Genomic DNA, 13374 nt, shown 5'->3' with positions numbered 1-13374 from the left:
CTTTAAAGAAGTTCTAAGACACGTTCTAATTTCATTCCTCTTGAACCCTTAATAAGTATAGTACTTTTTTTAACAGACTCCTTTTTGAAGTAATCCTTGAATTCTTCAAAAGTTTGAAAAGCTTGAATTTTATCGGAATTTATTTCAGTTTTCTTAAAGTCTTTTCCTAACACAAAAGCTTCGTCAAAATTATATTCTTTTAATTTATCAATTATAATTTGATGTTCTTCTTTTGAAGTTTTTCCGATTTCAAACATATCGCCCAGAATCACAATTTTTCGGTTTGCATCTATTAGTTTGAAACTTTCTAGTGCTGCAGCCATACTTGTAGGATTAGCATTGTATGCGTCAAGTATAATTTTATTGTTGTTTTTTTCAATAATCTGTGATCGATTATTATCGGGAAGATAACTTTCAATAGCAGCTTTAATTCGGTTTATTTCAATCTCAAAATACGAACCGATAGCAATAGCGATAGCAATATTTTTAGTATTATAGTTTCCTATAAGGTTACTTTTAATTGTTGTATTTTCGGACTCAACAATGACAGTGGGAGAACTCGAAAGCGTTTTAATGGTATAATCTGCTTTTTTGTGTTCACTGAAGGATATTGTGTTTGAATTTTCTGTTAATTCTAGTTGTAACTCATCATCAGCATTTATAAAAATTTTTTTGTCGTGCTTTTGTAGATGTTTGTATAGTTCGCTTTTTCCTTTAATTACACCTGCAACACCGCCGAAACCTTCTAAATGAGCTTTTCCAAAATTCGTGATATAGCCATAATCAGGTAACGCAATTTCGGTCAGTTTTTCAATTTCTTTTTGATGGTTTGCGCCCATTTCCACAATTCCTATTTCAGTAGAACTATCAAAACTTAAAAGCGTAAGCGGAACGCCAATATGATTGTTTAAATTTCCGACTGTAGCTTTTGCATTAAATTTTTGAGATAATACACGATGAATTAATTCTTTTGTGGTTGTTTTTCCGTTGCTACCCGTTATCGCAATAATAGGTAATTTTAAGTAGTTACGGTGATAGGTGGCTAGCTGCTGAAGTGATGACAATACGTTTTCAACGGATATAATCTTTTTATTTTCAATGTTAATTTTTTCATCAACTATAGCATAATTTGCACCTAATTTTAGCGCTTCTTTAGCGAAGGTATTACCGTTGAAATTCTCTCCTTTCAAGGCGAAAAAAATGCTTTTTTCTTTTATTTTACGGGTATCAGTACTTATTCCGCTGCTAGCTAAAAATAGTTTGTGTAATTCTGATATTTTCATAATCTATTTATATAAAAAAGCCCTTTAAGATTAATTAAAGGGCTTTTGTAAACTTTAAATTATATTGTTTTTAATCTCTAGCTCTTTTTCCTTTTTGAGATTTAGAACCAACTCTAGACATTGCATTTCTGAAACCAATATCATCTGTTGCCATATCTTGTGGGAAGTAACGACGTTGAGCAGGATCTAACCAATATGCTCTGTCTCTCCAAGAACCTCCTTTATATACTCTAACTTCGTTGTCAATAAGCGTAGTTCTTTCTGAAGAAGTGTCATATTGTCTATCTAATGAAGAGTTTCCAGTTGAATCTTGCATTACCGATACTCGATGTTTTGGAGAATTGTACATGCGTTTTGATTCATCTTCAATATCTCCTTGTTCTCGATAATATCTTCCTGAAGCTTTGTCTCCATCACGGAAATCTCTATTATCACTTTCTGTAAATTGAGTTCTTAAATAAGTATCTTCTCTAGTAACAGGTTCTTTTTTAATTTCGCCAGGTAAACCTCGAGCAACAATACTTCCATTACTTAACGTATCGTAAGCAATATTATCTGGAGTTAATACTTCAACAGTTCCATCTTGACCAATTGAATTTTTTGTATAAACATTTCCTCGATAATAGTTAAAGTCATTAAATTCATCATCTACGATAGGTCTGTAAACATCAGCTACCCATTCAGAAACGTTTCCGGCCATATCATATAAACCGTAATCATTTGGAGCGTAAGATTTTATTTCCGCAGTAATGTCTGCACCATCATCACTCCATCCTGCAATACCACCGTAATCACCATCACCTTGTTTAAAGTTAGCTAATTGATCTCCGCTTGTTTTTCTACTTCCGGAACGAGTGTATTGCCCATCCCAAGGGTATTTTTTTCTTCCTCTATATTGATTGTATTCTCTTACACTAGACATTCCTAAAGCTGCGTACTCCCACTCAGCTTCTGTTGGTAAACGGTATTCAGGTAAAAGAACACCATCTTTACGTTGTACGTATTTATGTATAGTGTCTTCTTTCACTACTTGAGTTAATCTATCTGAATTTCTTCCACGGATTAAAGAATCGTTGCCACCATAAGTTTTAGTAGGTGCATTTATATAAGTTTCAGTATCAAAAGTAGAATTTGCATCTGTTTGGAATCTGGCTCCTTCAGCAGTATACTCTTCTTGCTCTAATAATAATTGGTTTACACGGTTAGTTCTCCATTTACTGAATTCAGTTGCTTGAATCCAGTTTACACCTACCACAGGATAATTCTGATAAGCCGGGTGACGTAAATAGTTATTCGTCATCGTTTCATTATATCCTAAGCGGTTTCTCCATACTAATGTATCGGGAAGTGCTCCAACATAAATATTTTTATATTTTTCCTCAGTAGGAGGGAACGTTAATTTTAACCAATCTAAGTATTGTAAATACATACGGTTGGTAACTTCAGTTTCATCCATATAAAAGGATTGAACGTGTTGTTGGGTAGGCGTGTTATTCCAATCGTGCATTACATCGTCTTGAACACGACCCATAGTAAACGTTCCGCCTTCGATGAAGACAAGACCGGGACCTGTTTTTTGGCCCTCATAATCTGTTTGGTATTTCATCATACCATCTTTTCCGGTTAAATCCCATCCGGTAGCTCGGGAATTGTCTTTGTAGTCTCTTGAGTTGTTGCAGGCGACAAAGCCTAAAACAGCAACAGCAAAAAATGATTTAAGAGCGGTATTGATTCTCATAATACAATTTAAGTTTGTAAAATTTTGGGTTTGCAATATAACAATTAACGCTAAATTAACAAGTTTGTTTTATTATTTTAGCATTTAATATTATTGCGTTCTCTTTTGTATAACGTTAATTCTTTCAGATTAGTATTTATATCTACTAAATAAATTAATTTTGTGGGTCTAAATATAATACAATTATTTAATTAACGTTATTTCTAGCGATGAAGTTTCTTTACACCATATTTTTTTTAGGTTTCTTTTTTACATTAAACGCGCAGCAAAAGCAATTTTCCATAAGCTGGAATGAAGAAAAAGATGTTTCAACTTCGCCTGAAGAAGGACGTAAACTTGTTCCGGGGTTTGGTAATCAATTTTTTAATTATAATGAAGCCGAACAAACGATTTCTTACACCAATCAATGGAAAGAAGCTGGAAATATAATTTCTTCAGAATTGACGAATATTTCTTATGAAGTAATTTCTGCTTCAAAGTTAAATAATTTAGATAAATCGCGTATACCTTCAACTCCAAACTTCAAAATGTTTGCCTCTAAGGCAAGAGAAGTTTCATACTTTCAATTTGAATTAAGTCCTATAGTAAAGCAAAATGGTGTTTTTAAGAAAATTACTTCCTTTTCAATTCAATATACAAAAGGAGTGGCACGTGATGGAAATGTAACCTTTTCGACTCCTTCTGTAACCAATTCAGTTTTAGCAAACGGAGAATGGTTTCGTTTTTATGTTGAAAAATCAGGCGTTTATAAATTATCCCGAAGCTTTTTAAGTAGTTTGGGAATGAATGTTTCTTCTATTGATCCGAGAAGATTAAAAATTCATGGTCACGGTGGCGATATGCTGCCATTGCAAAATAGTGAAAACGAATACTACGATATTCCTGAAACTTCTATTCGTGTAGTAGGTGGAAACGATGGAAGTTTCGACTCACAAGATTATATTCTATTTTATGCAAAAGCTGTAGATGATGAGTGGAGCGAAGAAAATTTAACCAATCTAAATTTATATGCCAACCGGTCTTATTATTTTATAACTGCAGATGGAAACTATGGAAAAAGAATTGCGCCATTTGTTCAACCCACAGGAAATGCGACAACCACCATTACAACTTTCGATGATTACCAATATCATGAAATAGATGATTATAGTATTGTGAAAACCGGCAGAAGATGGTTTGGCGATCGATTTGATGTCGAAAATGAAAAAGAATTTGAATTTACTTTTGAAAATTTGATTACTTCTGAACCTGTTGAATTCAGAATAAATACAGTTTCCGCTTCAGAAGCTTCAACTTCAATGAAAATTTCTGTAAATGGAGAAGAACTCGGAACTTCTACTTTTAGTGCCATAACCGATGACAATTTTGCTGACGATTCTACAATTTCTAATCAGTTAATTGTAAATTCTTCTAATATAAATGTAAAGCTGACTTATAATAATGGGGGAAATCCTGCAAGTTTGGCTTATGTGGATTATATAAACGTAAAAGCGAAACGAGAACTTCGCGCGACAAATTCCCAATTAGAATTTACTTGGGAAGACGCTGCTACAACTTCAGGAATTGGAGAATACGTTATTCAAAATGCTTCTTCAATTCAAGAAGTTTGGGATATTACCGATCTTTATAATGTCTATTACATTGAAAATACACAAAATCAATCGAATTTCAGCTTCAAATCTACTTTAGGTGAACGGAGAAATTATATAGCAATTCCCTCATCTAATTTTTATACACCTTTAAAAGAAGCAAATGCTCAAGTCGATAATATAAATTTAAAAGGAACTGTTTTTGAAAATAATCAAGGCCAATTTCAAGATGTAGATTATGTAATTGTCACTTCAGAATTATTGTTGCAGCAAGCAAATCGTTTAGCACAGTATAGAAGAGAGAAAGATGATTTAAATGTAAAGGTCGTTTTAACGAAAGATATTTATACTGAATTTAACTCCGGAAAGCAGGATATTGGTGCTATTCGAAATTTCATCAAATACATTTATGATAACGCTTCTTCTTCAACTAATAGAATAAAATATGTCTGTTTATTTGGAGACGGATCGGTAGATTATAAAAACCGTTTGCAGAATAACAATAATATTGTACCAGTTTTTGAAAGTTTAGATAGTTTTAGTACAAGCCCAAGTACAACTCCTTCAGATGATTTTTATGGATTAATGGATGCCAACGAAGGTGCTAGTATTTTCGGCGGAAAATTAGATATTGCGGTGGGAAGAATCCTTGCAGATTCACCACAAACGGCTAAAATATTAGTTGATAAGATTTTCGATTATGAGAGTAAAGTTTCCTACGGAAGTTGGCGAAATAATTTTGTTTTAATTTCTGATGATGCCGATAAAAGAGGAAATGGTGGAGATGATTTTGACCTGCAGGTTAAACTTGACGAGTTGGGAGATGATATTTCAGAAAATCAACCTTTTATAAATGTAAAGAAAATTCATAGTGATTCTTACCAGCAGGTATCTTCTTCTGGCGGTTTCCGCTATCCTGAAGCAAACGAAGCAATTAATCAAGCGGTAGAGGTTGGAGCGTGTGTAGTTAATTATTTTGGGCATGGAGGAGAAAACGGCCTAGCGGCAGAACGTCTAGTTACTATTGAGAGTATTGAAAACTGGCAAAATGAAAATCGATATAATTTGTTTGTTACCATAACGTGTGATTTTACAATTTTTGATAATCCTTTACGACTTTCACCAGGTGAATATAATTTACTGAACAATAATGGCGGTTCGGTTGCTATGGTTTCAACTGTGAGAAAAATTTTCGTCAGTACCGGCGCTGATTATAATTTCAAATTAGCTCCTTATCTATTTCAATATGATAATCAAGAAGTAACTATTGCAGAAGCAGTTCGCTTAGCCAAAAATGATCTCACAGATCCCGATAGAAGAACCATTTTTTATTTCGGTGATCCAGCTATGAAATTAGCTTTGCCAGATCCAGAAATTAATTTAACTCATATTAATGATATTCCTATTTCTTCTCCGCAAGTCGATACTTTAAAAGCTTTAAGTAAAATTAAAATGAGAGGAGAATTAGTTTATGCTAATGGATCTAGAGTCACAAATTATAACGGAATACTATCAAGTGTAATTTTTGATAAACGTATCGATAGAAGTACATTAAATAATGATGGTAGTGGTGTTTTTGATTTTACCACGTTAGGAGAAAGTATTTTCCGAGGCCAAGCTTCGGTTACCAACGGTGAATTCGAATTTGAATTTGTAGTTCCAAAAGATATTAAAATTCCTGTCGGGGAGGGTCGCGTAAGTTTTTATTCTCAGCGTAATCAATTGTTACAAGATAATAAAGGGTATAATACTTCTATTCTTGTCGGTGGAATAAATGAAAATGCACCGGAAGATAACAAAGGTCCAGAGATACAACTATACATGAATGATGAAAATTTTGTTTCCGGCGGAATTACCAATAGTTCGCCATTTTTATTGGCAAAATTAGCCGATGAAAATGGAATTAATACCGCAAGCGGAATTGGTCATGATTTAGTCGCAATTTTAGATGGAGACGAAACCGATCCATTTGTAGTAAACGATTATTATGAGACAGAAGTCGATGATTATACAAAAGGAAGCGTAAATTATAAATTGCGCGATTTGGATGAAGGTTTACATACCTTAACTTTTAAAGCTTGGGATGTTTATAATAATTCAAGTACAGCGGAGATACAATTTATGGTAACTGGTGATGACGAGTTAAAAATCAATAGGGTATTGAATTATCCAAATCCATTTACCACGTATACAGAATTTTGGTTTAATCATAATCGACCTTTTGAGCCATTAGAAGTTCAAGTGCAAGTTTTCACTGTAACCGGAAAAGTTGTGTGGACTAAAAATCAAGTCATTAATACTGACGGCTTTCTATCGCGAGATATTACTTGGGATGGTCGAGATGATTTTGGAGATCGAATCGGGAAAGGAGTTTATGTTTATAAATTAACAGTAAAATCAACCTTAACAAATAAGAAAGTAGAGAAATTTGAAAAGCTCGTTATTCTCTAATAAATAGAAAACTATATATTTGCCAAACATTAAAATAAGATATGAAAAAAATAACTTTTTTACTTGTAGGATTTTCCATTCTTTTAAGTTCACAAGCAAAAGCTCAAGACGAGATCACAGAATCTGATAGAGTTCCAACAACCGCAGTTCCGTTTTTATTAATTTCAGGAGACGCGAGAGCATCGGGAATGGCAGATATGGGTGTGGCAACTTCAGCAGATACCTATTCGCAACAATGGAATCCCGCAAAATATGCATTTGTAGAAGATCAACAAGGTGTAGGAATTTCCTATGTTCCTTATTTACGTGAATTGGTAAATGATATAAACGTAGGCCAAGTAAATTATTATAACCGAATAAATGAACGTAGCGCATTTGCTGCAAGTTTACGTTATTTTAATTTAGGTGAAATTGAATCGCGCCAAACCGCCGAGCAAGAAGCCTTAATTTTAAAGCCTAACCAAGTTTCTTTTGATTTAACCTACGCGTTACGTTTAGGAGAACAAATTTCAATGGCAGTAACAGGGCGTTACATTCGGTCAGATTTAAGATTGCAAACCAGTAATGCAGATGCTTCTGCAGCAAACTCATTTGGCGTAGATATTTCAGCATTTTATCAAAGTGAAGAAATTGCGTATGATAATTTTAACGGGCGCTGGAGAGGTGGAATTAATATTTCAAACATCGGCCCAAAAATTAAGTATGATGATGCCGGTCAAGAAAGTTTTATTCCAACAAATTTTAAAGCTGGAGCCGGTTTCGATTTCATCTTAGATGCGTCAAATACTATCGGAACCTATGCTGAATTTAATAAATTATTAGTTCCTACACCAAGCGATTCGAATAATGATGGTGTAATCAATAGAGAAGACGATTATTATAATGAAAGTTCTTTTGGAGCAATGCTTTCTTCTTGGAGTGATGCGCCAAATGGTTTCAGTGAAGAATTAAAAGAAATTACGTGGGCTTTAGGAGCAGAATATTGGTACGAAGATAGTTTTGCATTTCGTTTAGGATATTTTAATGAAAGTGATGTAAAAGGATTTAGAAAATTCTTAACCTTAGGTGCTGGTTTTAAATATTCAATTACACGAATAGATGTTTCTTATCTTTTCTCTACCGCAAAATCAGTAACCAATCCATTAGAAGGAAGTTTACGATTTAGTTTGTCATTTAACTTCGGAGAAAAATATAGAGAATATTAAATCTTATTAAAGATTTTAGAATATAAAAAGTACCGAATTTCTATCCGGTACTTTTTTGTTTTAAAGTGAATACGTATTTTAGAAAGATGAAAGAATTAAATCTTCAAACCAAGCTCCAAGTTTTTGAAAATTTAAATGAACTTCCCACAGATGCTAAAAAACTGATGGAAGAATCATTTAAAGCAAGAGATAATGCTTACGCGCCATATTCCAATTTCTTTGTCGGCGCAGCTATCCAATTAGAAAATGGAGAAATAATTACCGGAAGTAATCAAGAAAACGCAGCCTATCCTTCAGGTTTATGCGCAGAACGAACCGCTATTTTTTATGCAGGTTCCAAATTTCCGAAGCAAAAAATTCTTTCGATGGCAATTTCTGTAAAATCACTTCAAAAAGAAATTACAGAGCCAACTCCGCCTTGCGGTTCGTGCAGACAAGCCATTGCTGAATATGAATACAAGCAAAAATCGCCTATTGCGATATATTTTATGGGAGAAAGCGGAAAAATTTATAAATCAAATTCTCTTGTAAATATACTTCCGTTGGCATTCGATAGCAGCTTTCTGTAAAATTTTCCGATTAAAGCTTAAAGAGTTTTTCCTTTAACGCATATTATCTTATTTTTGTTTTCCGCTTTAATTCGTGAGCGGCATAAAAAATAATTTCATGAAAAAGATAACCAAAGAAACATACCTTAAGTGGTACGAAGATATGTTGTTCTGGCGCAAGTTTGAAGACAAATTAGCGCAAGTTTATATTCAGCAAAAAGTAAGAGGATTTCTCCATTTATACAATGGTCAAGAAGCCATTCTAGCCGGAGCGTTACACGCGATGGATCTTGAAAAAGATAGAATGATTACCGCTTACCGAAATCACGTGCAACCCATTGGTATGGGCGTTGATCCTAAAAAAGTAATGGCAGAACTTTACGGAAAGAAAACAGGAACTTCTCAAGGTTTAGGAGGTTCTATGCACATTTTTTCGAAAGAGCATCGTTTTTACGGAGGTCACGGAATTGTCGGTGGGCAAATTCCATTAGGTGCCGGAATCGCTTTTGGTGATAAATACTTTAAGCGAGACAATGTAACCTTGACTTTTTTAGGTGATGGAGCTGCTCGACAAGGAACACTTCATGAAACATTAAACTTAGCGATGACGTGGCAATTGCCGGTAGTTTTCTGTGTAGAAAATAACGGTTATGCTATGGGAACTTCCGTAAAAAGAACCGCAAACCACGAAGATATCTGGAAACTTGGTTTAGGTTATGAAATGCCTTGCGGACCTGTAGATGCTATGAATCCTGCTAAAGTTGCAGAAGCTTTAGATGAAGCGATCGATAGAGCACGTTCGGGTAACGGACCAACATTTTTAGAAATGAAAACCTATCGTTATCGCGGTCATTCTATGAGTGATGCACAAAAATATAGAACTAAAGATGAGGTAAAAGAATACCAGAAAATCGATCCTATTTCTCAAGTTCTAGAAAAAATACAAGAAAATAGTTGGGCTTCTGAAGATGAAATCAAGAAAATTGATAAAGGTGTAAAAGATCGCGTAAAAGAATGCGAGAAATTTGCAGATGAATCAGATTTCCCTGAAACCAGCGTAATGTACGATGTGGTTTACGAGCAAGAAGACTATCCGTTTTTATCACATAAACTATAAAAAATTATGGCTGAAGTTATAAATATGCCTCGTTTAAGCGACACGATGGAAGAAGGTGTTGTGGCAAAATGGTTAAAACAAAAAGGCGATAAAGTCGAAGAAGGCGATATTTTAGCTGAAATAGAAACCGATAAAGCAACCATGGAGTTTGAGTCTTTCTATGACGGCACTTTACTTTATATTGGTGTTGAAGAAGGCGATGGTGCTCCGGTTGATGCTTTGTTGGCAATTATTGGTGAAGAAGATGAAGATATTTCAGACCTCATAAAAGAAGCTGAAGGAAAATCTGATAAAAAGGATAACGATGCTGAAGATGAAGATAAAAATAAAAAGGATAAGGACGATAAAAAATCTTCAAAAGAAAAAGATGATTCTTCAGATGAAAATGATGAAGAAGAAAGTGACGAAGATGCAGATGGTGAAATTCCAGAGGATGTAGAAGTGGTAAAAATGCCACGACTTTCTGATACCATGGAAGAAGGTACCGTTGCACAATGGTTGAAAAAAGAAGGCGATAGCGTAGAAGAAGGTGAAATTTTAGCTGAAATCGAAACCGATAAAGCCACCATGGAATTCGAATCTTTCTATGAAGGAACCTTACTCCACATCGGAATCGATGAAGGTGAAAGCGCTCCGGTAGATTCAGTTTTAGCAATTATTGGTCCGGAAGGAACCGATGTTTCTAAATTTTTAGATCAATTAAAATCTGGTGGTTCTTCCAAGAAATCTAAAAAGTCTGACAAAAAGGAAAAATCTTCAGAAGATAAAGCATCGAAAGATAAAACTTCTTCAGAAAGCGAAAGTTCAGATTCTGGAGATAGACAACATACCGATAGTGATGGCGATCGTATTTTTGCTTCACCTTTAGCTAAAAAAATAGCCGAAGAAAAAGGAATTGATTTAGCTGATGTTAAAGGTAGTGGTGAAAACGGACGAATCGTTAAAAAGGATATCGAAAGTTACAAACCTTCAGAAAAACCTGCTGAAAAGAAAGCAGCAAAATCGGAAGAATCTGCTGCGCAACCTTACGTTCCTGCAGGTGAAGAAAGTTTTGAAGAGGTTAAAAATTCGCAAATGCGAAAAACAATTGCCAAACGACTTTCAGAATCTAAATTTAACGCGCCCCATTATTATTTAACGATTGAGTTAGATATGGAAAACGCGATGAAATCGCGCGCGCAAATCAATGAAATGCCAGACACGAAAGTTTCGTATAATGATATGGTAATTAAAGCTTCGGCAATGGCGTTGCGTAAACATCCGCAGGTTAATTCCCAATGGACTGGCGATGCTACCAAAATTGCAAAACATATTCACGTGGGTGTTGCTGTTGCGGTAGAAGAAGGGTTAGTGGTTCCAGTATTACGATTTACCGATCAGATGTCGATGATGACCATCAATTCAAACGTAAAAGATCTAGCCGGAAAAGCAAGAAACAAAAAATTACAGCCTAAAGATATGGAAGGTAGTACATTTACAGTTTCAAATTTAGGAATGTTTGGTATTGAAGAATTTACCAGCATTATTAATCAGCCAAATTCAGCTATTTTATCGGTTGGTGCGATTGTAGAAAAGCCGGTAGTTAAAAATGGCGAAATAAAAGTTGGCCATACAATGAAGGTTACGCTTGCTTGCGATCACAGAACGGTAGATGGTGCGACTGGTGCAAAATTCTTAGAAACGTTTAAGAAATATATCGAAAATCCGGTTACTATGTTAGCCTAAGATTATCAATATTATATAGTGAAAAATCCCGTGTAAAAGCGGGATTTTTTTATCTTTAAACCTGAACGAAAATCTTGATCAATGAAAAATATACTTATTCTGTCTTTCCTTTTAATTTCTTGGGTAAATTATTCGCAAGTAATTCCAGATGAAATTGCTGAAAATTCTCTAAAAGAAACTTTACACTATTTAGCTTCAGATGATTTAGCCGGAAGAAAGTTCGGTACCGAAGGGATAGAAGAAGCTGCGCAGTATATTGAATCTATTTTTAGCACACATAATGTACAACCATTTTATGAAACTTATCGCGATTCTTTTCAGTATAAAGGTGAAACTGGTTATAATTTAATCGCTTTAAAAGAAGGAAATGATCCAAAATTAAAAGATGAATTTATTATTCTTGGCGCTCATTACGATCATATCGGAATTGTAAATGAAGAACAAACCGTAGCTGGCGATTCTATTGCGAATGGTGCAAACGATAACGCTGCGGGAACAGCTTCAATTATAGCATTAGCAAAGTATTTTGCAAATAAAGAAACTAAAAGGAGTATTTTGTTTGTTTTATTTTCTGCGGAAGAAGAAGGCTTAATCGGTTCTAAACATTTAGCAAAACGCTTGAAAAAAGAAAAGGTAGATATTTACACAATGTTGAATTTTGAAATGATTGGCGTTCCGTTAGTCGATCAATCTTATGAAGCTTATTTAACCGGTTTCAAGGAATCTAATTTTGCTAAAAAGTTTAATGAATATGCAGATGCTGAGGTTTTTGGTTTTTTTGCGAAGGCAAAAGAATTTCAATTATTTAAACGAAGCGATAATTATCCATTTTACGAAGAATTGAATATTCCTGCGCAAACCTTATGCACGTTCGATTTTTCAAATTATGAATATTATCATCACGTCGATGATGAAGCCGAATTAATGAATTATGAACACATGCAAAATCTGCTTGCTAAAATAATTCCGGGTATCGAAGCGATTGCAAATACAGCTACAAAAGAAATTCAGTTAAATACGAAACAATAATTTATGAAGAAAAATATTATTGTCACAGGAACGAGTAGAGGAATTGGTTTTGAGTTGGTGAAAATTCTTTCAGAACAAGGTCATCAAATTCTAGCTTTATCACGAAATGAAAAACCTATAAAATCACTTAATTTAAAGAATGTAACCCCATTTTCTTTTGATATTAATAATAAAAGCGATCTTCAACAAGTAAAAACTTTTATTGCCGAAAAATGGGAAAAAGTTGACGTACTTATTAATAATGCCGGAAAATTAGTAAATAAACCTTTCACTAAAATTACCTCAGCTGAATTTGAAGAAGTCTATAAAACGAATGTTTTTGGCGTTTTTGAACTTACGAAATTACTAATTCCGTTTATGCATAAAAAAAGCCACGTACTTACCATTAGTAGTATGGGTGGCGTTCAAGGAAGTTTGAAATTCCCGGGATTATCAGCATATAGTTCAAGTAAAGGCGCAGTAATTACGTTAACCGAAGTTTTAGCCGAAGAATACAAAGAAAGCGGTCCGTCGTTTAATGTTTTCGCTTTGGGAGCGGTACAAACTGAAATGTTAGAAGAAGCATTTCCGGGATATCAAGCGCCGGTTTCAGCAGAAAAAATGGCGAAATATATTGCGGATTTTTCTTTAAACGGACATGAATTGTATAACGGGAAATTACTGCAAGTTTCTAATTCTACACCCTAATT

General features: G+C 34.3%; 9 protein-coding genes. 7 read left to right on the top strand and 2 right to left on the bottom strand.

The features are described 5' to 3' along the window. Positions 1-2 precede the first annotated feature (2 nt). Entirely contained in the window at positions 3-1283 is a 1281-nt protein-coding gene (locus tag ACFFGL_RS12970; protein WP_309729901.1) for a UDP-N-acetylmuramoyl-tripeptide--D-alanyl-D-alanine ligase, read from the bottom strand. 70 nt (positions 1284-1353) lie between these two features. Then, positions 1354-3021: a gliding motility lipoprotein GldJ gene (gene gldJ, locus ACFFGL_RS12965; RefSeq protein WP_309729903.1), complete on the bottom strand. Its 1668-nt coding sequence runs from the start codon at positions 3019-3021 to the stop codon at positions 1354-1356. Between the two features lie 209 nt (positions 3022-3230). Between gldJ and porU the strand changes: the two genes are divergently transcribed. The 7 genes from porU to ACFFGL_RS12930 all read left to right on the top strand — a co-directional run bounded on the left by porU (position 3231) and on the right by ACFFGL_RS12930 (position 13372). Beyond that, entirely contained in the window at positions 3231-7061 is a 3831-nt protein-coding gene (gene porU / locus ACFFGL_RS12960; RefSeq protein ID WP_309729906.1) for a type IX secretion system sortase PorU, read from the top strand. A 41-nt stretch (positions 7062-7102) separates the two neighbouring features. Beyond that, positions 7103-8266, top strand: a complete 1164-nt coding sequence (gene porV / locus ACFFGL_RS12955) for a type IX secretion system outer membrane channel protein PorV (RefSeq protein WP_309729908.1) — start codon at positions 7103-7105, stop codon at positions 8264-8266. An 86-nt stretch (positions 8267-8352) separates the two neighbouring features. Then, the gene (locus tag ACFFGL_RS12950) at positions 8353-8835 is read left to right on the top strand and encodes a cytidine deaminase (RefSeq protein WP_309729911.1); all 483 of its coding nucleotides are present in this window, start codon (positions 8353-8355) and stop codon (positions 8833-8835) included. Between the two features lie 97 nt (positions 8836-8932). After that, the gene (gene pdhA, locus ACFFGL_RS12945; RefSeq protein ID WP_309729914.1) at positions 8933-9931 is read left to right on the top strand and encodes a pyruvate dehydrogenase (acetyl-transferring) E1 component subunit alpha; all 999 of its coding nucleotides are present in this window, start codon (positions 8933-8935) and stop codon (positions 9929-9931) included. Positions 9932-9937: 6 nt separating this feature from the next. Next, on the top strand, positions 9938-11656 hold the full coding sequence (locus ACFFGL_RS12940) for a pyruvate dehydrogenase complex dihydrolipoamide acetyltransferase (RefSeq protein WP_309729917.1): 1719 nt from the start codon (positions 9938-9940) through the stop codon (positions 11654-11656). A gap of 81 nt (positions 11657-11737) precedes the next feature. Beyond that, positions 11738-12685, top strand: a complete 948-nt coding sequence (locus ACFFGL_RS12935) for a M20/M25/M40 family metallo-hydrolase (protein ID WP_309729920.1) — start codon at positions 11738-11740, stop codon at positions 12683-12685. A gap of 3 nt (positions 12686-12688) precedes the next feature. Further along, complete coding sequence (locus ACFFGL_RS12930; RefSeq protein WP_309729923.1) at positions 12689-13372, top strand: SDR family NAD(P)-dependent oxidoreductase; 684 nt, start codon at positions 12689-12691, stop codon at positions 13370-13372. The last annotated feature ends 2 nt before the right edge of the window (positions 13373-13374 follow it).

The organism is Mesonia maritima, from assembly GCF_042433895.1.
Taxonomy (GTDB): domain Bacteria; phylum Bacteroidota; class Bacteroidia; order Flavobacteriales; family Flavobacteriaceae; genus Mesonia; species Mesonia maritima.
The sequence above is the reverse complement of the archived record's forward strand: the minus strand, read 5'-3'. Positions and strand labels throughout refer to the sequence as shown.

Coding starts and splice junctions, on each gene's coding strand:
- ACFFGL_RS12970 (WP_309729901.1), bottom strand. CDS start 1,283: ATGAAAATATCAGAATTACACAAACTATTTTTAGCTAGCAGCGGAATA.
- gldJ (WP_309729903.1), bottom strand. CDS start 3,021: ATGAGAATCAATACCGCTCTTAAATCATTTTTTGCTGTTGCTGTTTTA.
- porU (WP_309729906.1), top strand. CDS start 3,231: ATGAAGTTTCTTTACACCATATTTTTTTTAGGTTTCTTTTTTACATTA.
- porV (WP_309729908.1), top strand. CDS start 7,103: ATGAAAAAAATAACTTTTTTACTTGTAGGATTTTCCATTCTTTTAAGT.
- ACFFGL_RS12950 (WP_309729911.1), top strand. CDS start 8,353: ATGAAAGAATTAAATCTTCAAACCAAGCTCCAAGTTTTTGAAAATTTA.
- pdhA (WP_309729914.1), top strand. CDS start 8,933: ATGAAAAAGATAACCAAAGAAACATACCTTAAGTGGTACGAAGATATG.
- ACFFGL_RS12940 (WP_309729917.1), top strand. CDS start 9,938: ATGGCTGAAGTTATAAATATGCCTCGTTTAAGCGACACGATGGAAGAA.
- ACFFGL_RS12935 (WP_309729920.1), top strand. CDS start 11,738: ATGAAAAATATACTTATTCTGTCTTTCCTTTTAATTTCTTGGGTAAAT.
- ACFFGL_RS12930 (WP_309729923.1), top strand. CDS start 12,689: ATGAAGAAAAATATTATTGTCACAGGAACGAGTAGAGGAATTGGTTTT.